Genomic DNA, 22,335 nt, shown 5'->3' on the forward strand with positions numbered 1-22,335 from the left:
GGTCAGCTGGCGAGGGCGACCACGCGCAGGAAGGTGACCGCGTCGGGGCCGTCATTGCGGTAGGTGTATGCCCGATCGCTGAGCAATCGCGCTGCCTCCCCCGCGCGCACCTGCTGGGCCGCGCCCTCGGTTACGATCGTCAGCGTGCCCTTGAGCACCGTGAAAAGTTCCTGGGAACCGCTGGGATCCGGACGTCCGGCGTAGCTGTCCCCCGGGGCGAGCCGCCAGCGCCACAAATCCGCATCGCGTTGCCCGCTGGTCGCGACCAGGAGGTATGCCGTGCTCCCCGCCTCGCTGGACCACACCAGTTGGTGCCCCTCGGGAGCGATCACCTGCAGCGGGTCGACATCGCCGGCGGGTTCGAGAAGCACGGTGAAATCCGTGCCCAGCGCCCGGGCGAGACCGGTCACCGTGACCAGGCTGGGATTGGCTTGACCGTGTTCGATCTGGGTCAGCAGCCGACGGCTGATGCCAGCCCGGTCGGCGAGCTGCTGGACGGTCTTACCCGTGCTCTTGCGCCGGTCGCGAATGCGCCCGCCGACGAGAGCCAGGAAGTCGTGATCCAGGCGACCACCGGCTGGGGCGTCGCCCGGGGAGGGGGCGCTCGTCATACGGCGAAGAGCTGATCCATGTCGGCAAAAGCCTTGAACTCCATGGCATTTCCCGACGGGTCGAGGAAGAACATCGTCCACTGCTCCCCCGGCTCGCCCGGGAATCGGACATAGGGCTTGATGACGAAATCGGTGCCGCGCTCGGTCATCCGGTCGGCGAGTTGCCGGAAGCGCTCCACGCTGAGGACGAGACCGAAGTGTGGGACCGGAACCTGGTGTCCGTCGACGAAATTGTGGCCTGCGACGGGAGCTGTGTAGTCGTCGACCATGTGCGTGACGACCTGGTGACCCTCGACATTCCAGTCGGTCCAGCGCTCGTCGGACCGGCCGCGGCCGAAGCCCATGACCTCTCCATAAAACTCGCGCGCCGAGTCGATGTCGTCGACGGGGATGGCCAGGTGGAACGGGGGAAGCGTTGTCTGAGTGCTCATAGTGAGCATTATTCTGCGCATCTGGTGCCGACGTCAAGTTGCGTGGGTGGGCGCCGCTCAGGCGCGCCCCCTCCCGTTGCTGGCACGACGGCGCAGGGCGAGGACAGCGACGGCGGCGACAGCTGCCAGTCCGGTCAGGAGGAGGGCGGACTCGGCATACGACAGGGACGCCTTGTCACCGACCTCGGGCGCGGCCGCCGCATCGGCACCGGGCAGTGGTGCGCGGCCATCGGGGAGCAGACCGGAGGCCTCCGCCACATTGGCAACCTGATCGCACGCCGCGATCGTGAGCCCACCGTTCGCGTCGAGCCGGGCAAAGAGCGTCGGGGCACTGCCGACCGGCAGTGGATAGCCGCAGGAACCGCTCTCCGCCGCGGTCGTCACCTGGGTTGTGGCGTGCACCTCGCCCTTGTAGACCTTGCTCACGGCCAAAGTCAGGATGACTGGCCGATCGGAGCGAACGGTCTTCGCGTGGCCCTGCGGGTCCGTCGCCTCCGTCACCGTGCCCTCAAAGATCGCGTCGACCGAATCGATCAACTCCCCGGCCGATGGCGTGGCGCACGAGCAGGCGCAAGCCGTGGAGGCGGGCAGCCCCACGGTTGCGAGCAGCGTGAGTCCCAGGATCGCTAGAAGCCTGGCCAGGCCGGCGAAGAGCCGCGCGCGCATGAGGTTAGGACGCTGCGGGGCGCGGAGGCGTTCCGGGCTGCGCCTCACGCCATGCTGACCACCGGATCGGCACGCGGCGCAGGATGGCGAGTACGGCATAAAGCACTCCGGTCTCGTAGGTGACCGGATCGTGCAGGAGTGCCGTCGCTACGGCGAGGTCCATGCCCTCAGCCGGCGATAAAGCGGTTGATCATCGTGGCGAGGGCGACCGGGGTCTCGAACATCGGGTAGTGCCCGGCGTTTCCCATGACCTCGACATTCGCGTTGGGGAAGTTGGGTACGTAGGTCTGGCTCACGGTGGCCACCCCCAGCGCCGGGTCGTGTTCGCCGGGTATGACGAGCATCGGCGTCTCGTTGCCCGTGATCTCGTCGAGGAAGTCGGCATTGGCCCAAGCCTCGACCGCGCCGCGGAATCCGTCGACCGTGGAGTGGGCACGCGACCAGTCGACGATCGACTGGACGAACTGCGGCGCCAGCCGATTGCCGGTCGTGAAGTCCACTATGCCGAAGCGGCGCCCGTCGTCGTCCGGCGCCCCGAAGAAGAGATCCTTCCCTGCGTCGTCGAGCGGTGTCGGCGAGGCACCGACGGGCGTCACGGCGATGAGCCTGTCGACGCGATCAGGTGCCTTGGCGAGGACGCGCAGTACCTCCGCTCCGCCCATGGAGTGCCCGACGAGCGAAAAAGTCTGCGCCCCAAGCTCATCCGCGAGCGCGAGCAGGTCGTCGGCGACCTCATCGAGGGTGAAGTCCCCCGCTTCCGCCATGCGGGCGCCATAGCCGCGGTTGTCGGTGAAAACCCAGGTGGCGATGTCCGGGTCGAGATACTCCGGGAAGGTGCCCCAGCCGTCGGCGGAGCCGAACCAGCCGTGCAGGATGAAGACCGTCTTCGGGCCGTGGCCAACGGTGCGGTGGGGAATGGACATCTCGGGCTCCTTTGCCAGGGGTTTTCCGATTCGAGCCTAGTCACCAGACGACGAGGCTCAACGCACGGATCGGCCGCCGGGCACGAGTGGCTCGGTACGCCTTAGAAGGGGCTGTCGAGCGGTGACGGCCATTCGTGCCTGGGGATGAGGTCGGCGAGAACAGCGGCCTCCTGATCTCCGAGGATCACCCGGGTGCGGTGGAGGTTGTCGGCGTGCACCTGACTGATGAAGAGCCGGCATCGTCCGCACGGCGGCAGCACGTGCAGTCGTTCGGTGCTGGGGTCGCGCCACACCGCGACGATGCGGGCGATCCGCTGCTCGCCGGCGGTGACCATCGCTGCGATCGCCGCCGCCTCGGCGCAGAAGCCGGTGCCGCAGGGGGTGTCGATGCAGACCCCCGGAAAGTGCCGTCCGTCCGGCGTCTCGGCGATGGCCGCGCCATTGCCGAAGAGCCGGCCACTGATCTCGACGGGGTTGAGGTATGCCGCCGCCTCCCGAATCAGGTCGGCGTGCGTTGGCCCGGCCGCCGGGTCACTCGACATCGGCGCACCACTTCTCGGCAACGGTCGTCAGGACCGCCCGCGTGCGTGACGTGCCCACCCCGAGCGCGTTGAATTGCTTGGCGCGGAAGAGTTTTGCCGAGTGAATATCACCGTGGAGCAGGGCATGTGCGGCGCGTCCGTCCACAACGCACCGCTCACCCTCGACCTCGAGAGCGTGGACGGCGGTGGCCGCAGCGGCGCTCGGGGCATCCGCGTAGAGCGCGATGTAGTGATTCTTGACCGGGCCGTACTGATCAGCCAAAGCCGTCGCGCGAGCGACGATCTCGACGACTTCGGCTGGAGTGAAGACGACGGTCGGCACCTCGAAGCCGCGGTCTGCGGCATACGCCTGCTCCAGATCCCTGGCCACGGCGGCGACGGAGCGTCGTGCGGAGGTGAGGCGCACATTGCCGGTGTTGAGGTAGGTCTCGACGTCGGTCCCGCCCGCCGCCTCGGTGGCCTGCTTGACCGCATCCTTGGGGAACTTCCGCGTCGCGCCGAGATTGATCGCGCGCAAGAAGGCGATGTACGTGGGCACGTGGCGAAGGTTAGCCGACGGGCAAACCCGGCTCAGCTCGACAGCCCAGGACTCGACACATCCAAGCCGGCATCCATCGCAGTAGCGCACAGCTCGCGGTCATAAGCGATCAGCACCTCAGCGTTCACCCGCTGGGCCGTGACCAAGTCAATCGCGTCCGCGGATCGCAGCGATGAGGCGAGTCGAGCGGCCGTGTCGAGGTAGGCGATCATCGGTCGCCGCGGAGATCCTCGAGCAGTTCCTTGGTGGTCCACGGCTCGGAGTGAGCCAACCCCGAAAGGGATCGTGTGGGCGCCTTGGCCGGCACGGCCCCCCCGTCCGCAATCAGTTGCTGGAGGGCATCACGTCGAACAGGGGACAGAACCGCGACCACTTTGCCGGGTTCGTGATCGTGAAGCTCTCCCCCGCCTCGACGCGACGGAGTATCTCGCTGCTGCTATTGCGTAGCTCTCGATGCGCGATGGTGGTCACGGGCGACACCTCCGTAGCAAATGGAGCAGCGAGTCGGTCGAGCGCTCAGATCGAGAAGCGACCCAAGAAGCCGTCGAGGCGGGCGCGCAGGAGGGCGGCGGAAGCGGCGTCATACTCCAGGGGCAGACCCTCGTCGAAGAACAGGTGACCGTTGCCGGGGTAGGTGTAGTCCGAGACGTCCGCGCCGGCGCGAGCCGCCACCTGGATCATGCCGGCGACATCGCCGTCCATCCACGGATCGTCGATCGTATGGTGCAGCGCGAGCGGCACCCCGGTGCGCCAGATGGGCTCAGTCCAGCCCTCATACAGGCCGCCCCCGCCGACGAGGATCGCGCCGACTACCTCAGGCTTTTGCTGGGCATACTCCTGCGCCACGCCGGCGCCCATGGAGAAGCCGAGGACGATCCGGGGTCCGGTGATGCTGGCGTAGGCCGTGTCCGCCGCGGCCTGGATCTCCCCTCGGCGACCACGGGTGAAGGCGACCGCCTCGGCATACCCCTCCTCGCCGCCCTCGAAGGTGCGCCCCTCGAAGAGGTCCGGCGCGCTCACCTCATGACCGCTCGCCCGCAGGTCGTCGGCCAGTGACCGCACCGCCGGGCGCAGGCCGAGGGCGGAGTGCAGGATCAGAACATGTGCCATGGCGTCGAGTCTGCCAGCCGAGCAGCGGCTGAGCCGGTTAGCTCCCGTAGCTCGCGAAGAGCGCGAGGAAGCCGCAGGAAAGGCAGCGCTGACCGTTGATGTCCATCCGCTCCCGGCCGAAGCGCGCGGCGCCGCCGAAGATGCCTTTGTTCATCTCGCCCGGGATCCAGCGGGCGAAACCCTTGGCGGCCTGGCCGGTGTCCTCGATGAAGCCCGGCTCGAAGCCCGTCTCACCGCACCACGGGCATTGCGGCGTCCCGCGTCGGGCCGGCTGGGCACCGTCGGATCGCTCGGGCACGGGGATCTGCTGATAGCCGCTCATGCGGCACACGCTATGCCTCGTGCTCGGTCCGTCGCACCCCACCCACGGATCGTGAGTCCCCCATATAGTCGTGACTCGCGCGATTGGTCGTGACTCCCCCATCCGGTGGGGGGACCCACGACGAAACGGTCGACTCACGACCGTTTGTGCGAGTCAGGGCGTATGCCGCCCCAAACGCGCGCGCGGCCCGCCACCTGCGAGAGGTGGCGGGCCGCGGCATACGCGGGCGGGGTCGGGTCAGGAGACCAGCGAGCGCAGGACGTACTGCAGGATGCCGCCATTGCGGTAGTAGTCGGCCTCGCCGGGGGTGTCGATGCGCACGACCGCGTCGAACTCCGAGGTCGAGCCATCCTCCCGGGTCGCGACCACCTTGACGGTCTTGGGCGTGGCGCCCTCGTTGAGCGCTTCCACGCCGGTGACCGAGAAGGTCTCGGTGCCCGACAGGCCGAGCGACTCGGCGTTCTGGCCCTTGGGGTACTGCAGCGGCAGCACGCCCATACCGATGAGGTTGGAGCGGTGGATGCGCTCGTACGACTCCGCGATCACCGCGCGGACGCCGAGCAGCGCGGTGCCCTTGGCCGCCCAGTCCCGCGAGGATCCCGAGCCGTACTCCTTGCCCGCCAGGACCACGAGCGGGACGCCCGCCGCCTGGTATGCCGCCGACGCGTCATAGATCGTCGTCTGCGGCGCGCCGTCGGCGAGGAAGTTGCGGGTGAAGCCGCCCTCGACATCGGTCAGGAGTTGGTTGCGCAGGCGGATGTTCGCGAAGGTGCCGCGGATCATGACCTCGTGGTTGCCCCGGCGCGAGCCGTAGGAGTTGAAGTCGCGCTTGTCGATGCCGTGCTCGGTGAGGTAGACCCCCGCCGGCGAGTCGGCCTTGATGGACCCGGCCGGACTGATGTGGTCGGTGGTCACCGAGTCACCCAACTTCGCCAGCACACGGGCGCCGGCGATGTCGGCGACGGGAGCGGGCGTCATACCCATGCCCTCGAAATAGGGGGGCTTGCGGACGTAGGTCGAGTCGGACTCCCAGGCGAAGGTATCGCCCTCGGGCGTCTCCAGGCCCTGCCAGCGCTCGTCGCCGGCGAAGACGTCGGCATAGTCCTTCTCGAAGAGCTCGCGCGAGAGGGAGGCACCGATGGTGGCCTCGACGTCCTCGGGCGAGGGCCAGATGTCCTTGAGGAAGACGTCATTGCCCGCCTCGTCCTGGCCGAGCGGCTCGAGGTCGAAGTCGAAGTTCATCGTGCCGGCGAGCGCGTAGGCGATGACCAGCGGCGGGGACGCGAGGTAGTTCATCTTCACGTCGGGGTTGATGCGGCCCTCGAAGTTGCGGTTGCCCGAGAGCACCGCCGTGACGGCGAGGTCGCCCTTGTTGACGGCGGCCGAGACCTCCTCGGGCAGCGGGCCGGAATTGCCGATGCAGGTGGCGCAGCCATAGCCGACGAGGTTGAAGCCGAGCTTGTCGAGATAGGGCCACAAACCGGCGGCCTCGTAGTAGCCGGTGACGACCTTGGAGCCGGGCGCCATGGAGGTCTTGACCCACGGCTTGACGGTCAGGCCCTTCTCGGCGGCATTCTTGGCGAGCATGCCCGCGGCCATCATCACGCTCGGGTTGGAGGTGTTGGTGCACGAGGTGATCGAGGCGATCACGACGGCGCCATCCTTCAGGCCGTAAGCCCCGGTCGGTCCGGTGACCGCTTCCTCGCGCAGGTCGCCGTCGACGCCATAGTTCTTGACATCGAGCGCGAACTGAGACTTGGCGTCGGACAACACGATTCGGTCCTGCGGGCGCTTCGGGCCGGCGATGGACGGGACGACAGTGCCGAGGTCGAGTTCGAGCTTCTCGGAGAAGCGCGGCTCGGCCTGCGGGTCGAGCCACATGCCCTGTTCCTTGGCATAGGCCTCGACGAGGGCGATGGAGTCTTCGGAGCGGCCGGTGAGGCGCAGGTAGTCGAGGGTGATCTGGTCGATCGGGAAGATCGCGCAGGTCGAGCCGAACTCCGGGCTCATATTGCCGATGGTGGCGCGGTTGGCGAGCGGGAGGGCCGCGACGCCTTGGCCATAGAACTCGACGAACTTGCCGACGACGCCATGCTTGCGCAGCAGGTCGGTGATCGTCAGGACGACATCGGTGGCGGTGACGCCGGGGTTCATCTCGCCGGTCAGCTTGAAGCCGACGACGCGCGGGATGAGCATCGAGACGGGCTGTCCGAGCATGGCCGCCTCGGCCTCGATGCCGCCGACGCCCCAGCCGAGGACACCCAGACCGTTGACCATCGTGGTGTGACTGTCGGTGCCGACGCAGGTGTCGGGATAGGCGACGCCATCGCGGACCATCGTCACGCGGGCGAGCCGCTCGATGTTGACCTGGTGGACGATGCCGGTGCCCGGCGGGACGACCTTGAAGTCGTCGAAGGCGGTCTGGCCCCAGCGCAGGAACTTGTAGCGCTCGCCATTGCGCTGGTACTCGAATTCGACATTGCGGGCGAAGGCATCGGCGCGCCCGAAGACGTCGATCTGGACGGAGTGGTCGATGACCAGTTCGGCGGGGGCCAGCGGGTTGATCTTGGCCGGGTCGCCGCCGAGGTCGGCGACGGCCTCGCGCATCGTGGCGAGGTCGACGATGCAGGGTACGCCGGTGAAGTCTTGCATGATCACGCGCGCCGGCGTGAACTGGATCTCGGTGTCGGGCTCGGCGTTCTCGTCCCAGCCGCCGAGGGCGCGGATGTGGTCGGCGGTGATATTCGCGCCGTCCTCGGTGCGCAGGAGGTTCTCGAGCAGGACCTTCAGGCTGTAGGGCAGGCTCTCGTGTCCCTCGACGGTGTTGACGCGGAAGATCTGATAGCTCTGCTCACCGACCTTCAGCTCGCCCTGGGCTCCGAAGCTATTCGTGCTGGCCACCATTGGCTCCTTCCGACGCCACGCGTCTATCTGCCTAAAGTATCTTGACGTCAAGATATCTCAGATCGGGTCCTGCTGTCGATCTTCTCGCATCCCGCCAGCGGCTGGGGGCGGGGGGCAACTTCGAGTGGAAAAGTTGAGGTTCGAGTGCCCTAGAAAGTCGGTCGAACCTCAACTTTTCGGCATCCGGAGAGAAATGGGAGCCAGCAGCGCGACGCACTCGACGTGGTGGGTCATGGGGAAGGCGTCGAAGGCGCGCAGGGTGCGGACGGCATACCCCTCCTGCGCGAAGGTGGCCAGGTCGCGGGCGAGGGCGGCGGGGTCGCACGCGACATACGCGATGGCCCGGGGACGCAGCGCGGCGATGGCGCGCACGACGCCCGCGCCGGCGCCGGTGCGCGGCGGGTCGAGCAGCACGAGGTCGGCGCTCGTGGGTATGAGGGGGTGCCGCGTGGCGCCGCGCGGCCGGGAGCCGCGTCGCCGCGGGCCCTTTTGAGCTCGGGGAATCCCGAAGGCGTCGTCGACCCGCGCGGGGACGATCACGGCGTTGCCGTATGCCGCCAGGTTGGCTTCCGCGTGCCGGGTCGCCGTCTCGTCGGACTCGACCGCGATCACCTGGCCCGTCGGGCCGACGGCGGCCGCCAGGGCCCCGGCGAAGACCCCCACGCCGCTGTAAAGATCGAGTGCTCGCTCCCCCGGCTCCGGCGCCAGCCCCTCGAGAGCCGCGGCCACGAAAGTCGAGGCGGCCCCGGGGTGCACCTGCCAGAAGCCGCGCGCCGACACGGTGAACGCTCCGTCGATCCCGTCGACCGTCTCCACCACATCCGGCACTGGATTGGGCGCCGCGCCGCGCGGGATGGGCACGACCAACGGCTCGCCAACGCTCGGCGCGACGACATCAAAGGCCGCCAGGTCATCCGGGATGGTGTTCGGATCCCGTTGCAGGACACCGGTTCCCACCACTGCCTCGGACGCGATGAGGCAATCGTCGATCGGCACGATGTCGTGGGACCGGTGTTTGCGCATCCCGACCTCGCCGTCGTCGGAGACCGCGAACTCCGCGCGCGTCCGCCACCGCAAGCCCTCGATGTCCCCCGGCACCGGCTCCACCACGACCGGCCACTCCAACCCGGACAGGCGCTGCAATTGCTCGCGCACCACGGCTGCCTTGAGCTCGCGCTGGTGAGCCAGGTCGACGTGCTGGAAGTCGCAGCCGCCGCAGCGGGCGGCATACACACACGGTGCGGGCACCCGGCCCGGCGCGGCCGCCAGCACCTCGACCGCATCCGCGCGAACGAAACGCGCCCCGGACCCGACCTCGGTCACCTCCGCGACGACCCGCTCCCCCGGCAGGCTGTGACGCACGAAGAGCACCTGCCCGTCATGACGCGCCACGCAGAAGCCACCGTGCGCCACCGGGCCGATCTCGACCTCGACGCGGTCGCCGACGATCAGACTCATTCGCCCCTCCGCACATCACCGGGCGCCGGCCCGGACAACACCGGTTCCTGCCCGGCCGAAGACCGCAACTGCCACGGCACACTCGCGACCATGACCCCCGGCATGAAACGCAGCCGGGTCTTTAAGCGCAGAGCGCTTTGGTTGTGCAGGATCTGTTCCCACCACCGGCCGACGACATACTCCGGGACATAGACCACGACGACATCGCGCGGATTGTCGGAGCGCAGCGATTTGATGTGCTCGACGATGGGCCGAATGATCTCGCGATAAGGACTGTCCAACGCCGTCAGCGGGACGGGTATGCCGCGCGCATCCCAATCTCGTTGCAGGGCTGCGGTTTCGGCCGGGTCGACGTCGACCGTGATGGCTTCGAGGCGGTTGGGGCGGGTGGCGCGGGCATACGACAGCGCGCGCAGCGCCGGCTTGTGCAGCTTGGAGATGAGCACGATCGCGTGCACGCGCGAGGGCAGCCGGTTGTGGTCGGCCTCCGCCTCGCTGACTGCGAGTTCGGCACTGACCCGCTCATAGTGGTTGTGGATCTTCGTCATCACCCAATAGAGGAAGGCCATGGCGGCCACGGCATAGCCGGCGCCGTGGATGAACTTCGTGATCAGCACCACGACCAGGACCATCCCGCAGATGACGCCGCCGATGGCATTGATGATGCGCGAGCGGCGCATGCGCGCCCGAGCCGAGGCGTTCCGCTCGGTGCGCAGGTGGCGATTCCAGTGGCGCACCATCCCGATCTGGCTCAGAGTGAAGGAGACGAAGACGCCGACGATATAGAGCTGGATGAGACGGGTGACCTCGGCGTCATACGCGATGATCAGGACGCAGGCGGCGCCGGCGAGGATCAGGATGCCATTGGAGAAGGCGAGCCGGTCCCCGCGCGTATGCAGTTGCCGCGGCAGGTAGCCATCGCGGGCCAGGATCGAGCCGAGCACGGGGAAGCCGTTGAAGGCGGTGTTCGCGGCAAGGAAGAGAATCAGACCGGTCACCGCCGAAACGATGACGACGCCGGGGGTGAAACCGTCGAAAACGGCCTTGGAGACCTGTCCCATGACGGTGTCCTGGACGTAGTCCTCGCCCACGGGGACGCCATCGCGCAGCAATTGGGTGCTCGGATCTTCGGCGAAGTGCACGCCGGTCATCCGGGACAGAGCCACCATCGACAAGAGCATGGTGACCGCGATCGTGCCCATCATCAGCAGCGTCGTGGCGGCATTGCGGCTCTTCGGTTTCCGGAAGGCCGGCACCCCATTGCTGATCGCCTCGACACCGGTCAGCGCGGCACATCCTGAGGAGAAGGCCCGCAACAGCAGAAACGCGAGCGCCAGCGAGCCGAGGGACTCATAGCCCTCCTCGGGCACGACCGTCAGGCCGGCGCTCTCGGCATCCGGCAGCGTCCCCGTCGCCTGACGCACGAAGCCGGTGATCGCCATTCCGATGACCGCGAACATGAATAGATAGGTCGGGAGCGCGAAGGCCGCTCCGGACTCGCGGACGCCGCGCAGGTTCATGGCGGTCAGCAAGACCACGATGCCGACCGCGACCGCGGCCTCATGCCCGCGCACGAAGCTGAATGAACTCGCGGCATTCTGCACGCCCGAACTCACCGAGACGGCGACGGTCAAGACATAGTCGACAAGCAGGGCGCTCGCGACGGTCAGCCCGGCGCGCGGCCCAAGGTTGACGCTCGCGACCTCGTAATCGCCGCCGCCGGAGGGATAGGCGTGCACATTCTGGCGATAGCTCGCGACGACGACCGCCATAACGCCGACGACCGCGAGCGCGATCTGCCACGAGTGGGTCAGGGTGTATGCCCCGCCCGCCAACCCCAAGGTCAGCAGGATCTCGTCTGGCGCATAGGCGACCGAGGATAGTGCGTCGCTCGCGAAGACGGGGAGCGCGATCCGTTTGGGGAGCAGGGTCTCGTGCAGCTTGTCGCTGCGCATCGCCCGACCCACGATGATGCGCTTGAGCACGCGCCCGGTGGCCACGGGCGACCACTCTAATCCTCCCGGCCCGCTCGTATGCCGCCCGCTCACCCACGCCCCTCGCCACTACCCCTGCCCGCCGAGCGCCGTCGGCTGCGACAGTGCGACGGGGCGCCGGTGTAGCGTCGTGGCCGTGCACTTCGTGATCATGGGATGCGGGCGCGTGGGGTCATCGCTGGCGCGGGCACTGGAGCGGCGGGGGCATGATGTCGCCGTCGTCGACCAGGACGAGACGTCCTTCGCTCGGCTCGGGCCGACCTTCGAGGGCCGCACGGTCACCGGCATCGGCTTCGACCGCGACACGCTGCACGAGGCGGGCATCGAGAATGCCTACGCCTTCGCCGCCGTCTCCAGCGGCGACAACTCCAACATCCTCGCCGCGCGCGTGGCCCGGGAGACCTTCGGGGTCGAGCATGTCGTCGCCCGCATCTACGACCCCGGGCGGGCGGAGATTTACCAGCGCCTCGGCATACCCACCGTCGCGACCGTGAAGTGGACCTCGGATCAGATGCTGCGTCGGCTGCTGCCGGAGGGGCACCTGCCCGAATACACCGACCCGTCTGGGCGCATCGTCATCGCCGAGGTGGCCGTCTCGCCGACCTGGATTGGCAAGCCGCTGCGCGCTATCGAAGCGGCGACCGGATCGCGGGTGGCCTTCTTCACCCGCCTCGGCGAGGGCTCATTGCCGGACGCCGACACGATCCTGCAAGAGGGCGATCTGGTCCATCTCGCCATCGTGCGTGACAACCTCGCCGAGGTCGAACGCACCCTCGATTCCGCCCCCGCGGTCAGCGACTGAGAGGCCCCTGACATGCGCGTTGTCATCGCCGGAGCCGGATCTGTTGGCCGCTCCATCGCCAAAGAATTGCTCTACAACACCCACACGGTCCTCCTGATCGACAAGGCCGCCGACGAGCACGCGATCCGCCGCGTCCCGGACGCCAACTGGCTGGTCGCCGATGCCTGCGAGATCGACGCCCTCAACGAAGCCGGCCTCGCCGATTGCGATGTCGTCGTCGCCGCGACGGGCGACGACAAGGTCAATCTCGTCGTCTCGTTGCTGGCCAAGACCGAATTCGGCGTGCCGCGCACCGTGGCGCGCGTGAACAACCCGAAGAACGAGTGGATGTTCGACGAGGCCTGGGGGGTCGATGTGGCCGTCTCGACCCCGCGCCTGATGACGGCGCTCGTCGAGGAGGCCGTGACGGTCGGCGATCTGGTGCGCATCTTCGAGTTCCGCAAAGGCAATGCCACGATGGTCGAAATGACCCTCCCGGCGGATTCGCCCTATGTCGGCAGCCGCGTCGGCGATGTGGAATTCCCCGCAGACACCGTGCTCGTCGGCGTCATCCGCGATCAGATCCCGATCGCTCCGAGCAGCGATGACTCGCTCGAAGCCCACGATGAACTGCTCTTCCTGACCACTCCGGACTCCGAGGACGACCTGGAAAGCATGCTCAGCCCCGGCCAGCGCATCAAGCGCCCGCGCGAGCTCTAAGTCCTCACGAGGGGTTGGTATGCGGGGTGCTCCCCCGCATCAGCATCGCCCCCATGACGGCCAGCGCCCCGACCCATAGGGGCCAGCCGAGCAGCACCTTGGCGGTGCCGAGCGCGGCGACATTTCCGGCCAGATAGAGCGGGTACATGATCGCCACGCGCGCCGCGAACATCGCCGTCATGACGAGCGTCAGGCGCCCGCAGACCGCCACCAGGCTCGGGTCGCGACGCCAGCGCAGCGGGTCCTCCTTGGCACGCGGGTCGCCTGCGCCGACGAGGAAGCCGACCATCGGCCACTTGGCGAGGACCGAGAGCAGGGAGCCCGCGGCATACACCGCATTGGTGATGATCCCGGGCAGGAAGGCATCCTCGGCCCGCCCGCTGCGGGCGGCGAAGAAGGCAGCGATGGCGGTCGCGAAGGCGGCCGAGACGACATACTGCAGGGTCTGGCGCTGGACCACCCGGATCAGCCCGAGCACGACCACCATGACGGCCGAGGCCAAGATGCTGGTCCGCAGGTCCTGCGTGACCGTCCACGCAATGACGAAGGCGATCGTGGGGATGGCGGTCTCGACCGAGCCGCGCCAGCCCCCGACAGCGGCCGACAGGCGCTGCCGGATGACCTCCTCGACGGTGGCGGCATGTGCTTCGGCGGCCACCCGGGTCCGGTCGACGGATTCGGATTCGCTCATCGGGTCCTCACGGCTGCGCGGTGATCCCGGGCCGGGGCCGCAGTTCGTATGACGGATTGAAGATCGTCGGGACACCCTCGCGCAGGCAGACCCGGCCGGTAGCGCGAAGGTACGCGCCCGGCTCGATGCCGCGGATCTGCCGACGACCGAGCCAGACCAGCACGAGCGTCTGGCTGCCGTCGAAGATCTCCACGACGAGGGCAGGGACGCTGCTGCGCGGGCGCAGGGTGACGGCGCGCACCGCACCGGTCACGGTGGCAATCTCGCGGTCGGCGAGTTCACCGATGGAGCGGGCCCCGCTGGATCGGACCTGCTCGAGCAATTCGTCGGCGTCGCGCTGGCTTTCTGAGCGGGTGAGGCGATCGGTCAGGCGCCGCAGCACGCCGGGCATTGCTCAGCGCACCTCGGTGATCTCGGGGCCGCGCTCGAAGGGGTTGAGGTCTGGGCGCGTGTAGCGCTCGTCGGTGCCGTCAGCGTCGCTGTCCCCGGGCTCCGGCTCGGCCTGCTCTTCGACGACCGGCGCGGCGGGTGGCAGGGTCAGGGGCAGCATCTCGCGCGGCGCCATCGGCGACTGGCCGCGGTGCACGACGAACTGCCGCACCCCGGCGATCAACTGCTCTGCGGCCTCGTCGTCAACGGCGGCCTGACCGGAGAGGACGGCGCGCAGGAACCAGCGCGGCCCGTCCACGCCGACGAAGCGGGCCGGGGCGAAGACCGTGCGGCCATCTGGACCTTGTTGCGGCATACGGACATTCAGCTGCTTGCCCAGCGGTCCGTCGACCTCCTCGACGGTGCCGCCGCCGGTCTCGATCGCCTTGCTCAGCTCCTGGCGAATCTCGCGCCACACCCCACCGGAGCGGGGGGCGGCAAAGGCCTGAATCTGCGCGGCCGAGGGGCCGATGATCAGCTGAATAGCGGAGACGGTCTCGGATGCCTGGTCGACTTCGAGGCGCAGCTCGGCTCCGCCGATCGAGCCGATCCACACCGAGCCAAGGTCGATGCGCTCACCCGGGCCGTCGACTTCGGAGGCATCGAAGGGACCGGCCGTGCGGTCGACCGGCGCGTCGCCGTCGACGTCCAACTCCTGGTCGGCGGCGGTGGCCTCCGGCTCGGCGGTCGTGTCGGTCGGGTCGGTCTCCGGGACGTCGGGCTCTGCGGCGCGGCGGCGGAAGATGCTCACATCGGGTCCTTCGGCGAAATCGGGTCGGGTTGGGCCGGGGCGGTGAAGCCGCCGGTCGATCCGTGTCCAGTTTCGCCCCGCGAGGACTCCGGAAGCGAATCGGTGGGCTCGAACACGGCATACCCCACCTGCTGGAGGAGCAGTTGGGCGACCCGGTCGCCCGCGCGCAGCGTCACGGGGGTGCTCTGGTCGGTGTTGAGGAGGTTGAGAAGGATCTCACCGCGGTAGCCCGCGTCGATGGTTCCGGGGGTGTTGACGAGGGTCACGCCATATTTCGTCGCGAGCCCGGAGCGCGGGTGAACCAGGCCGACCCAGCCGTCCGGGATGGCGAGGGCGATCCCGGTGCGCACCAGCGCACGCTGGCCGGGGGCCAGGGTGACCTCCTCGATCGTGGTGAGGTCGGCGCCGGCGTCGCCGGGCAGGGCGTATGCCGGCAGCGTCGCCGCCTCATGCAGGCACCGGACGAGCACCCGGGGCCGGGTGCTGTCCGAGCCGTCGTGCCGCGCGCTCGCGTCAGGCCGCGCACTCATTGCAGACCATGACCCCGCCCTTGTCGGAGGCGAGTTGGCTGCGGTGGTGGACGAGGAAGCAGCGCGAGCAGGTGAATTCGTCCGCCTGGCGCGGGATGACCCGCACGGACAGTTCCTCACCCGAGAGGTCGGCGCCGGGCAGTTCGAAGCCCTCCGCCTGCTCGGTTTCGTCGACATCGACACTGGAGGTGGTCTTGTCGACGCGTCGGGACTTCAGTTCCTCAATCGAGTCTTCATTGAGTTCGTCATCGGTCTTGCGTGGTGCGTCGTAGTCGGTTGCCATGCGCTTTCACTTCCGTTTCGTCCGTGCTCGGAAGCCCCTGTCGTTGACCCCTGTTCCCAGGTGGGGCAACGACCGGATCTCCGCTCTGTGGCCATCGTCGATTTGATCCCGCGACGGCGCATTGTGCCGCACTAACGTGGGAATGTCACGCAATAATTCCCGGGAGCGCTCACCGGGCGGACGTCACACGTCTGCGGAGGCGGCTTCGTGGTCGTGGTCGACGCGGCGGAGGAGGTCTCGCAGGGGCCCGAAAGCGGCCCCGCCGGCGATCGTCCAGGCGACATCCGGCGCCCCGCCGGAGAGATTGCTCACCTCTCCCCCGGCCTCGGTAACCAGCAACCAGCCGGCGGCCAGATCCCAGGGGTTGAACCCGCTTTCATAGAACGCGTCCAGCGTCCCGTCGGCGACATGGCACAGGTCCAGCGCGGCGCTGCCGAACCGTCGGATGTCCCGCACGTTCGGGATCACGTCGACGAGCAGGCGCGCCTGGGCGGCGCGGGTGGGGGCGGCATACCCGAAGCCGGTGCCGACGAGCGAGAGGGCGAGGTCGACCTGGACCGACGCGCGCAGGCGGGTCGCGGCACCCCGGCCGCGTTGCCGGTGGCTGCCGCCACCGCGGCGGGCCCAAAAGCGTTCGCCGGACACGGGATTGACGACGGCGCCGGCGAGGGGGCGCCACGCCCCGGGCGTGCGTGGGTCGCCCTCGACGGCCGCGATGGAGACGGCGAAGGCGGGGATGTCGTAGACGTAATTGACCGTCCCATCGATCGGGTCCACGACCCAGGTGATGCCGCTGGTCCCCTCGCCCTCACCCTGCTCCTCGCCGTAGAAGCCGTCCTGCGGACGGGCGCGACGCACCAGATCCGCGATGAGCTCTTGGCTGCGGCGGTCCATCTCGGTGACGACATCGGTGCGGCTGGATTTCGTCGCCGAGACCGTCGCCGCCGAGCGATCGCGAATCAGCAGGGCCGCCTCAGTGGCGGCGTGCAGGGCGAGGGCCTCGAGTTCCCCGAGCAGCGCGGGCGTGATGTCAGGCGACATGGCCAGCTTCCGTCGCGCAGGCGGCGGGCCGGGCCGGGCGCTGGCTGCGGCAGCAATCCGGCGGGCATTCGGCGGGCGGCAGGCCGGCGAGCAGCGGCGCGTCCTCGCCGCGAGCGCTCGCGGCGCGGGCCAGGGCGAGGTCGACCAGCCCCGCGACATACTCCGGATCGATGCCGACGGTGGCCGCCCGCACCAGGCGGATCCCGAGCTCGCGGGCGCGGTCGGCGGCCTCGGTGTCGAGGTCATAGGCGACCTCCATGTGGTCGGAGACGAAGCCGATCGGGGCGAGCACCACGGTGTCCACCCCGGCCGCGGCGAGCTCATCGAGGCGGTCCAGGATGTCGGGCTCGAGCCACGGGACCTGCGGTGGGCCGGAGCGGGAGCACCAGGCCAGGTCGGGGGCGACATCCCGGCCGGTATGCCGTGCAGTCGCCTCGGCGAGCTCGCTGGCCAGGGCGTTCAGGGCCCGGGAGTAGGCATGGCCGCCGGCGCTCGCCGGGCCGGCGGCGGCGTCCGCGACGGTGGGTATGGAGTGCGCCACGCTGACCAGCGCGAGCCGGGCCGCGTCAGGCTGGGGGTGGTCCGCGAGCGCCGCGTCGACCGCGGTGAGAACCAACCGGGTGACGGCCGCGCGGAAAGCCGGCAGGTCCGCATACGGCGGGACCTTGGCGAGGGTGACCGGGGTTCCGGCGGCCTCGAGGGCGGTGGCGGCGAGGCCGAGGTCCTCGCGGTACTGGCGGCAGGAGGAGTAGGACTGGAAGGGGCTGGTCAGGAGCACGAGGACAGGGCCGGGGGCGAGGTCGGCGAGGACATCGGCGACATAGGGCTCGCTATTGCGATTGGCCAGCCGGACGAGGATTGGGCAGCCGCGGGCGGCGAACTCGTGGGCCAGCGCGTCGACGAGGGCCCGGTTCTGGGCGTTGATCGGGCTGACGCCACCGAAATGGTGGTAGTGCTCGGCGACCTCGGCGAGGCGTTCGTCGGGCACCCCGCGGCCGGCGGTCACGCGACGCAGGAAGGGCATGACCTCCTCGGGCGCCTCCGGGCCGCCGAAGGAGAGCAGGACGACACTCGTGAAGGGCTGCAGCACGTGCCCAACCTACCCGTCGGTCGCGGCGCCGCCCGGCACGGTTGCCGGGTCTGCGGGCTTGGCCCGACTACTCTCGACTCGATCTGCGAGACCACGCACCCAGCGTCTTGCGCCGTGGCGGCGCGAGGCCCGCGCAAGAGGCACGAAGTATGCAGGAGTTGCGGCTCGTCGGCGTCCACGAGGACGGCCGGCATCTGTTGCTGTCCGCAGCCGACGGCACCCGCTTCAAGGTGGCCCTGAACGACGACCTGCGCGTCGCGTCCCGCGGCCGCCGCTCTGGGGTGGGCGCGGGTATGCCGGCGCCCTCCAGTGCGCGTGAGGTGCAGGCTCTGGTGCGTTCCGGGCTGTCGGTCGAGGAGGTGGCGGAGCGCGCTGGGTGGCCGATCTCCAAGGTGACGGTCTTCGCCGCGCCGGTGCTGGCCGAGCGTGGGCATGTGGCCGGCCGGGCGGCGGCCGTGCGGCTGCGGTCCGAGGACGGGGAGGCCGAGCGGCTGTCGACGCGCGTCGAGCGACGGCTCGCGGGGCGCGGCGTCGACCCGGACGAGGTGGATTGGGATGCGGCGCGCGATGACGCGGGGGTCTGGCACGTGCACATCGAGTTCGTCGCGGGGGGCCGCGAACGCCGGGCCGTATGGCGCTTCGACACCGCCACCGAGCACGTCAACGCGATGGACGATGAGGCGCGCTGGCTTTCGGAGGACGACGACCACGGGGCCCGGGTGCAACCGCACCGGTTCGGTGGCGAGCAGGTCTTCGATGTCGAGAAGACGGGTGGGGTCGTGGGTGAGGACGACCAGCTCCTGATCGTGCCCGCGCCGCCCGCACCACGAGGAGACCCGACGGATGCCCTGATGACCGCGATCCGCGAACACAGCCACGCCGGCGAGCGCGGTGGCCGGCGCCGAAGCCGCTCGGCGCGCGCCAAGGTGGCGCCGGTGAAGGCGGTGCCGGTGAAGGCGATGGCTGCGTCGTCCGAGGCGGAGCCCGTTCAGGCGGTGCCGACCGAGGCAGTCACGGTCGAGGCGGCGCCTGTCCCGGCCGCGTCCGCCGAGGGTGCGGAGGCGGTCGAGGCGGTTAACGCGGCGGAGACGGTCGATACTGCGGTGCCCGAGGCGGCGACGACAGGTGTGGCGTCATCCGAGGCGGACACGTCCGAGGCATCGCCGGGCGAGCCGGCACCGGCCGAGGTAGCCGAAGCCGAGACAACGCCTGCCGACGTGACGGGCGGTGCGGACGTGAGTGAAAGCGACAGGCCCGTCGCGGCGGAGGCCGAGCCACGACTCGTGGGCGCCGACGAATTGCCCTTCGAGGACTTCGATTCCGACGCCGACGAGCTCGACGCCACCGCGTCGGCGACGCCTCCGCGCGCAGATGGTCCGGACCTAGCGGCGGCCCCTTCAGAGCCGGTCTTGGAGACCCGCGCGTCGCGCCGTGCGGCGGCCGAAGCCGCGGGGGTTGTCCCCGAGGAGGGCGTCGACTTCCCGGACAGCGACGAGATCCCGCCGCCTGCGCGAGGCATCCATCCGAACGATCGGTTGCCCGACGAGCCGCTGGCGGACGAGGAGGAGGACGACGGCATACCGCCAGCACGGACCGAGGCCGAGGCCGAAAGCGCAACCAGCGAGGCGGAGCCGAGCCAGGCGCAGGCCCCGGAAGAATCGCCCGCGGCGAACCTCGAGGTCGCGGCCGACGCCCCCACGCCGGACGCCCCGAAATCCGGACCGGCCGCGAGCAAGCGCAAGGGCCGGGTCGGCGTGCCGAGTTGGAATGACGTGATGTTCGGGCCGCCGCGCGGCGCCACCGAAAAGGACTGAGAGCCTAGCTCCCCCATTCGGTCATAACTCGTGCGTTTCGTCGTGACTCCTACCGCCGGATGGGGGAGTCACGACGAAAAGGAGGGCTTACGACCAAACGTAGGAGTTAGATCGCCGCACTGCACCACAACGGCCAGGCGGGTCAGAGCTGCGGAAGGGCGCAGGCGTCGAGTTCGAGCGGGAGCACATCGGCGGACAAGGCCGCAGCGTGGGCCGCCTTGGAGTTCATACGGCGCATGTAGTGCCGTCGGCAGAGGACTTCATACTCCACCAGGCCGGGCGCCCCACCCTCGGTATCGCCGACGACCACTTGCTCGCCCTCGACCACCATCGCGCCATCGACGATTCGGGCGTTGTGGGTCGCGCGGCGTCCGCACCAGCAGAGGGCCTCGACCTGCAAGACCTGCACCCGGTCGGCCAGTTCGATCAGCCGCTGCGAGCCGGGGAAGAGCTGGGTCCGGAAGTCGGCCGTGATGCCGAAGGCGAAGACGTCGATGTCGAGTTCGTCGACCACCCGGGCGAGTTGCTCGATCTGCGCGGGCGCATAGAACTGCGCCTCATCACAAATCACGAAGTCGACCCGCCGGCCCCCGGTCAGTGCCGTGACGACGACATCCCACAGGTCGAGGCCTTCGTCGACTTCGACGGCATCGGTCGCCAGGCCGAGGCGGGAGGACAAGACGGCGGTGCCGGCCCGGTCCAGACGGGTGAAGATCAGCCCGGCGCGGCCACGGGCTCGGTGGTTGTGATCCATCTGCAGGGCGAGCGTCGACTTCCCACAGTCCATGGTTCCGGAGAAGAAGACGAGTTCAGCCACGACGGCATACCTTAGATCGCCGCGGCGGGCTGATGCAGCAGCGGCACGGCGATCTCGTCGCGCGTGACCGATCCGTGCATCGCGAGCAGGCGCAGCAGGATCGGCTTGGAGGTCCGCGAATCCTCGATCGCGCCAAGCTGCCCCATCGCCACGACGACATCGCCGATCCGCTCGACATTGCGCGGCGCGACGGGTCCGAACCAGCCCTCGTCGATCGCCTGCTCGCGGGTCAGGACCAGCGCCGAGTCGGCCAGCCGGGCCCGCCAGGTCTGCTCGACGGCGTCGGCTGCGCCGGGTAGGCAGTAGACGTGCGGGGCGCGCGGCTCGTTGGTGATGGCCCGGACGCCGGCAGCCAATTCGGGGTCCGTCGCTAGGTCTAGCCGGTCGGTGAAGGGCACATCGACCATCCCGTGGTCGGCGGTGATGGTCAAGGAGGTATGCCGTGGCAGCTGCTCCGCGAGCCGGCGCAGCGCCGCGTCGGCCTCCTCGAGCCGCGCCACCCATTCCGGAGAGGCGAGCCCCTTCACATGCCCGGTCGAGTCGATATCTCCCCAGTAGAGATAGACGATTCCCTGCCGCATCGGCGTGACCGCCCGAATGGCCGCCTGGACTCCCGCCGACAGCGACGACGCCCCGACAAAGCGGCCGCCGCGTTGCGCGGCCACCGTCAGCCCGGACCCGTCGAAGCGCGGCAGCCCGATGCGCACGACCTCCATTCCGCGCTGTGCCAGCTGCTCGAAAATCGTCGATTCCGGTTGCCAGGCAACGGGATCCGGCCCGTCCTCCCACGACAGGTGATCGAAGATCCGCCCGTCACCGGGACGCACCGATTGATAGCCGAGGAGCCCGTGTATGCCGGGGGGCAGCCCCGTGCCCAGCGAGGCGAGCGAGGTCGCCGTGGTGGCGGGGAATCCGCATACCAGTTCGGGAGAGTCCCGCAGGAGGGATCGCAGATATGGCGCGTGGCCGGCCCGTCGACGCAGCAGTTCGAGGCCGAGACCGTCGAGAAGGACGACGACGGCGCTGCGGGCCGGGGGCAGGGTCAGGTCGCCCGCGCGGGCCGGGCCCAGCGGCATACCCAGGGACTCGGCGACTGCGGGCAGCACATTGGGGAGGCTGGCGTGCTCGTAGCTCGGCGGGTGCAGCCCGGGCGGGCGGGCGCCGGTCATCGGCCGATGCGCGCCGACAAGGCGGCGGCAAACTCCTTGGCTTGAGCCAGCGAACGGCTGCCATCGGCTTCGGCGGAGATCCGCAGGACGAGGTCGTCGGAGGCGACCGTGCCTTCGAAGCCGTGCTCGGCATCGCACGACGGGTCTCCGCACGAGGCGGGCATCAGGTCGATCCGGCTGACGGTCCCCCAACCCAATGTGAGGGTGACTTCGCGGCCGAGGGAGCCGGCGACGTAATTGCGCGGGTCGGGCACGACGTGGGTGAGCATGATGCCGCGCACGAAGGTCAGCGGGATGGTTTCGCTCGTGGCCGTGGCGACGTCCTCGTGCCCGTGCGGGTCATCGGTGTGGTCGTCGGCGTGCACGATGATCAGCCGGGATTCGGTGAGCACCAGGACGGTCACATGCCGGCGGATCGTGTCGTGGTCGAAGGTGGTCTCCTGCGAGACCAGGTGCGAGATGACCGGGGCATCGTGGAGCGCCTCGGACACGACATCGCCCACGAGCGCCGGGTAATAGCCCGCCCGCTCGATCGCCGCACGAAGCGCCTCCGGGATGGCGGGGCGCATGGGGGCGTTGGAACGTGAAGCCATGACCGCCATTCTGCCCGACCTACCTGGTCGCCCTGCCAGCTGCGATCATGCCTAGCCCGGCCCCGACGCAGCTTCACCCGGGAACCTTGCGCTTCACCCCGCCTAGAAAGTCGGGTGAAGCGCATGC

Annotated in this window: 27 protein-coding genes; 3 read left to right on the plus strand and 24 right to left on the minus strand. The window is 69.3% G+C overall.

Annotation, left to right across the window (positions count from 1 at the left end; all coding sequences use genetic code 11):
• Window positions 1-2 precede the first annotated feature (2 nt).
• The 14 genes from ABD225_RS07115 to ABD225_RS07180 form a co-directional block, all read right to left on the minus strand.
• Window positions 3-611: a helix-turn-helix domain-containing protein gene (locus tag ABD225_RS07115; RefSeq protein WP_344082926.1), complete on the minus strand. Its 609-nt coding sequence runs from the start codon at window positions 609-611 to the stop codon at window positions 3-5.
• Entirely contained in the window at window positions 608-1,042 is a 435-nt protein-coding gene (locus ABD225_RS07120) for a VOC family protein (protein ID WP_344082928.1), read from the minus strand. The genes ABD225_RS07115 and ABD225_RS07120 overlap by 4 nt, the downstream gene beginning before the upstream one ends.
• 57 nt (window positions 1,043-1,099) lie before the next feature.
• Window positions 1,100-1,708, minus strand: a complete 609-nt coding sequence (locus ABD225_RS07125; RefSeq protein WP_344082930.1) for a hypothetical protein — start codon at window positions 1,706-1,708, stop codon at window positions 1,100-1,102.
• Window positions 1,709-1,712: 4 nt separating this feature from the next.
• The gene (locus tag ABD225_RS07130) at window positions 1,713-1,871 is read right to left on the minus strand and encodes a hypothetical protein (RefSeq protein ID WP_344082932.1); all 159 of its coding nucleotides are present in this window, start codon (window positions 1,869-1,871) and stop codon (window positions 1,713-1,715) included.
• Window positions 1,872-1,875: 4 nt separating this feature from the next.
• Window positions 1,876-2,631, minus strand: coding sequence for an alpha/beta fold hydrolase (locus tag ABD225_RS07135; RefSeq protein ID WP_344082934.1), 756 nt, complete (start codon window positions 2,629-2,631; stop codon window positions 1,876-1,878).
• Window positions 2,632-2,732: 101 nt separating this feature from the next.
• Window positions 2,733-3,173 (minus strand): cytidine deaminase, encoded by a 441-nt coding sequence (locus ABD225_RS07140; protein ID WP_344082936.1) that lies wholly within the window; start codon window positions 3,171-3,173, stop codon window positions 2,733-2,735.
• Window positions 3,163-3,711 (minus strand): DUF1697 domain-containing protein, encoded by a 549-nt coding sequence (locus ABD225_RS07145; protein ID WP_344082938.1) that lies wholly within the window; start codon window positions 3,709-3,711, stop codon window positions 3,163-3,165. The genes ABD225_RS07140 and ABD225_RS07145 overlap by 11 nt, the downstream gene beginning before the upstream one ends.
• Before the next feature lie 32 nt (window positions 3,712-3,743).
• Complete coding sequence (locus ABD225_RS07150; protein WP_344082940.1) at window positions 3,744-3,923, minus strand: PIN domain-containing protein; 180 nt, start codon at window positions 3,921-3,923, stop codon at window positions 3,744-3,746.
• Between the two features lie 112 nt (window positions 3,924-4,035).
• Window positions 4,036-4,182 carry a type II toxin-antitoxin system Phd/YefM family antitoxin gene (locus tag ABD225_RS07155; RefSeq protein ID WP_344082942.1) on the minus strand — a complete coding sequence of 49 codons (147 nt, stop codon included), beginning with the start codon at window positions 4,180-4,182 and terminating at the stop codon, window positions 4,036-4,038.
• Window positions 4,183-4,227: 45 nt separating this feature from the next.
• On the minus strand, window positions 4,228-4,821 hold the full coding sequence (locus ABD225_RS07160; protein WP_344082944.1) for a dienelactone hydrolase family protein: 594 nt from the start codon (window positions 4,819-4,821) through the stop codon (window positions 4,228-4,230).
• Window positions 4,822-4,858: 37 nt separating this feature from the next.
• Window positions 4,859-5,143: a hypothetical protein gene (locus tag ABD225_RS07165; protein WP_344082946.1), complete on the minus strand. Its 285-nt coding sequence runs from the start codon at window positions 5,141-5,143 to the stop codon at window positions 4,859-4,861.
• Between the two features lie 237 nt (window positions 5,144-5,380).
• Entirely contained in the window at window positions 5,381-8,047 is a 2,667-nt protein-coding gene (gene acnA, locus ABD225_RS07170; protein ID WP_344082948.1) for an aconitate hydratase AcnA, read from the minus strand.
• Window positions 8,048-8,215: 168 nt separating this feature from the next.
• A complete protein-coding gene (locus tag ABD225_RS07175; protein WP_344082950.1) occupies window positions 8,216-9,505 on the minus strand; it encodes a class I SAM-dependent RNA methyltransferase in 1,290 nt (429 codons plus the stop codon).
• Window positions 9,502-11,460 (minus strand): APC family permease, encoded by a 1,959-nt coding sequence (locus tag ABD225_RS07180; RefSeq protein ID WP_344083067.1) that lies wholly within the window; start codon window positions 11,458-11,460, stop codon window positions 9,502-9,504. The genes ABD225_RS07175 and ABD225_RS07180 overlap by 4 nt, the downstream gene beginning before the upstream one ends.
• Before the next feature lie 175 nt (window positions 11,461-11,635).
• Here ABD225_RS07180 and ABD225_RS07185 point away from each other — a divergent pair, with 175 nt between their 5' ends.
• Window positions 11,636-12,301 carry a potassium channel family protein gene (locus ABD225_RS07185; protein WP_344082952.1) on the plus strand — a complete coding sequence of 222 codons (666 nt, stop codon included), beginning with the start codon at window positions 11,636-11,638 and terminating at the stop codon, window positions 12,299-12,301.
• A 12-nt stretch (window positions 12,302-12,313) separates the two neighbouring features.
• Window positions 12,314-13,000, plus strand: a complete 687-nt coding sequence (locus ABD225_RS07190; RefSeq protein ID WP_344082954.1) for a potassium channel family protein — start codon at window positions 12,314-12,316, stop codon at window positions 12,998-13,000.
• Between the two features lie 4 nt (window positions 13,001-13,004).
• Here the strand turns inward: ABD225_RS07190 and ABD225_RS07195 are convergent, their stop codons facing one another.
• From ABD225_RS07195 to ABD225_RS07225, 7 genes are all read right to left on the minus strand, one after another.
• Window positions 13,005-13,691: a DUF3159 domain-containing protein gene (locus tag ABD225_RS07195; protein WP_344082956.1), complete on the minus strand. Its 687-nt coding sequence runs from the start codon at window positions 13,689-13,691 to the stop codon at window positions 13,005-13,007.
• Between the two features lie 7 nt (window positions 13,692-13,698).
• Entirely contained in the window at window positions 13,699-14,082 is a 384-nt protein-coding gene (locus tag ABD225_RS07200) for an OB-fold nucleic acid binding domain-containing protein (protein ID WP_425564358.1), read from the minus strand.
• A 3-nt stretch (window positions 14,083-14,085) separates the two neighbouring features.
• Window positions 14,086-14,871 (minus strand): DUF3710 domain-containing protein, encoded by a 786-nt coding sequence (locus ABD225_RS07205; RefSeq protein ID WP_344082958.1) that lies wholly within the window; start codon window positions 14,869-14,871, stop codon window positions 14,086-14,088.
• Entirely contained in the window at window positions 14,868-15,401 is a 534-nt protein-coding gene (gene dut / locus ABD225_RS07210; RefSeq protein ID WP_344082960.1) for a dUTP diphosphatase, read from the minus strand. Before dut ends, ABD225_RS07205 begins: the two co-directional genes overlap by 4 nt.
• A complete protein-coding gene (locus ABD225_RS07215) occupies window positions 15,385-15,684 on the minus strand; it encodes a DUF4193 domain-containing protein (protein ID WP_344082962.1) in 300 nt (99 codons plus the stop codon). Before ABD225_RS07215 ends, dut begins: the two co-directional genes overlap by 17 nt.
• 183 nt (window positions 15,685-15,867) lie before the next feature.
• Window positions 15,868-16,725: an inositol monophosphatase family protein gene (locus ABD225_RS07220; protein WP_344082964.1), complete on the minus strand. Its 858-nt coding sequence runs from the start codon at window positions 16,723-16,725 to the stop codon at window positions 15,868-15,870.
• A complete protein-coding gene (locus ABD225_RS07225) occupies window positions 16,715-17,815 on the minus strand; it encodes a ferrochelatase (protein ID WP_344082966.1) in 1,101 nt (366 codons plus the stop codon). Before ABD225_RS07225 ends, ABD225_RS07220 begins: the two co-directional genes overlap by 11 nt.
• Before the next feature lie 149 nt (window positions 17,816-17,964).
• On the opposite strand from ABD225_RS07225, the gene sepH reads away from it, so the two are divergent.
• Window positions 17,965-19,629, plus strand: coding sequence for a septation protein SepH (gene sepH, locus ABD225_RS07230; protein WP_344082967.1), 1,665 nt, complete (start codon window positions 17,965-17,967; stop codon window positions 19,627-19,629).
• Between the two features lie 142 nt (window positions 19,630-19,771).
• On the opposite strand, the gene ABD225_RS07235 is transcribed toward sepH, so the two are convergent.
• Genes ABD225_RS07235 through ABD225_RS07245 form a run of 3 tightly spaced genes read right to left on the minus strand, consistent with a single transcriptional unit; the run spans window position 19,772 to window position 22,208 of the window.
• Window positions 19,772-20,446 carry a thymidine kinase gene (locus ABD225_RS07235; RefSeq protein ID WP_344082969.1) on the minus strand — a complete coding sequence of 225 codons (675 nt, stop codon included), beginning with the start codon at window positions 20,444-20,446 and terminating at the stop codon, window positions 19,772-19,774.
• Between the two features lie 11 nt (window positions 20,447-20,457).
• The gene (locus ABD225_RS07240) at window positions 20,458-21,615 is read right to left on the minus strand and encodes an alkaline phosphatase family protein (RefSeq protein WP_344082971.1); all 1,158 of its coding nucleotides are present in this window, start codon (window positions 21,613-21,615) and stop codon (window positions 20,458-20,460) included.
• Window positions 21,612-22,208, minus strand: coding sequence for a DUF5998 family protein (locus ABD225_RS07245; protein WP_344082973.1), 597 nt, complete (start codon window positions 22,206-22,208; stop codon window positions 21,612-21,614). The genes ABD225_RS07240 and ABD225_RS07245 overlap by 4 nt, the downstream gene beginning before the upstream one ends.
• Between the last annotated feature and the right edge of the window lie 127 nt (window positions 22,209-22,335).

Origin of the sequence: Nostocoides veronense, from assembly GCF_039531185.1 — a bacterium.
In the GTDB taxonomy this organism is placed as follows: Bacteria; Actinomycetota; Actinomycetes; order Actinomycetales; family Dermatophilaceae; genus Nostocoides_A; species Nostocoides_A veronense.

Excerpts from the sequence above, each read along its gene's own strand:
- ABD225_RS07115 (WP_344082926.1), bottom strand. The coding sequence starts at position 611 with ATGACGAGCGCCCCCTCCCCGGGCGACGCCCCAGCCGGTGGTCGCCTG.
- ABD225_RS07120 (WP_344082928.1), bottom strand. The coding sequence starts at position 1,042 with ATGAGCACTCAGACAACGCTTCCCCCGTTCCACCTGGCCATCCCCGTC.
- ABD225_RS07125 (WP_344082930.1), bottom strand. The coding sequence starts at position 1,708 with ATGCGCGCGCGGCTCTTCGCCGGCCTGGCCAGGCTTCTAGCGATCCTG.
- ABD225_RS07130 (WP_344082932.1), bottom strand. The coding sequence starts at position 1,871 with ATGGACCTCGCCGTAGCGACGGCACTCCTGCACGATCCGGTCACCTAC.
- ABD225_RS07135 (WP_344082934.1), bottom strand. The coding sequence starts at position 2,631 with ATGTCCATTCCCCACCGCACCGTTGGCCACGGCCCGAAGACGGTCTTC.
- ABD225_RS07140 (WP_344082936.1), bottom strand. The coding sequence starts at position 3,173 with ATGTCGAGTGACCCGGCGGCCGGGCCAACGCACGCCGACCTGATTCGG.
- ABD225_RS07150 (WP_344082940.1), bottom strand. The coding sequence starts at position 3,923 with ATGATCGCCTACCTCGACACGGCCGCTCGACTCGCCTCATCGCTGCGA.
- ABD225_RS07160 (WP_344082944.1), bottom strand. The coding sequence starts at position 4,821 with ATGGCACATGTTCTGATCCTGCACTCCGCCCTCGGCCTGCGCCCGGCG.
- ABD225_RS07165 (WP_344082946.1), bottom strand. The coding sequence starts at position 5,143 with ATGAGCGGCTATCAGCAGATCCCCGTGCCCGAGCGATCCGACGGTGCC.
- acnA (WP_344082948.1), bottom strand. The coding sequence starts at position 8,047 with ATGGTGGCCAGCACGAATAGCTTCGGAGCCCAGGGCGAGCTGAAGGTC.
- ABD225_RS07175 (WP_344082950.1), bottom strand. The coding sequence starts at position 9,505 with ATGAGTCTGATCGTCGGCGACCGCGTCGAGGTCGAGATCGGCCCGGTG.
- ABD225_RS07180 (WP_344083067.1), bottom strand. The coding sequence starts at position 11,460 with ATGCGCAGCGACAAGCTGCACGAGACCCTGCTCCCCAAACGGATCGCG.
- ABD225_RS07190 (WP_344082954.1), top strand. The coding sequence starts at position 12,314 with ATGCGCGTTGTCATCGCCGGAGCCGGATCTGTTGGCCGCTCCATCGCC.
- ABD225_RS07195 (WP_344082956.1), bottom strand. The coding sequence starts at position 13,691 with ATGAGCGAATCCGAATCCGTCGACCGGACCCGGGTGGCCGCCGAAGCA.
- ABD225_RS07200 (WP_425564358.1), bottom strand. The coding sequence starts at position 14,082 with ATGCCCGGCGTGCTGCGGCGCCTGACCGATCGCCTCACCCGCTCAGAA.
- dut (WP_344082960.1), bottom strand. The coding sequence starts at position 15,401 with ATGAGTGCGCGGCCTGACGCGAGCGCGCGGCACGACGGCTCGGACAGC.
- ABD225_RS07215 (WP_344082962.1), bottom strand. The coding sequence starts at position 15,684 with ATGGCAACCGACTACGACGCACCACGCAAGACCGATGACGAACTCAAT.
- ABD225_RS07220 (WP_344082964.1), bottom strand. The coding sequence starts at position 16,725 with ATGTCGCCTGACATCACGCCCGCGCTGCTCGGGGAACTCGAGGCCCTC.
- sepH (WP_344082967.1), top strand. The coding sequence starts at position 17,965 with ATGCAGGAGTTGCGGCTCGTCGGCGTCCACGAGGACGGCCGGCATCTG.
- ABD225_RS07240 (WP_344082971.1), bottom strand. The coding sequence starts at position 21,615 with ATGACCGGCGCCCGCCCGCCCGGGCTGCACCCGCCGAGCTACGAGCAC.
- ABD225_RS07245 (WP_344082973.1), bottom strand. The coding sequence starts at position 22,208 with ATGGCTTCACGTTCCAACGCCCCCATGCGCCCCGCCATCCCGGAGGCG.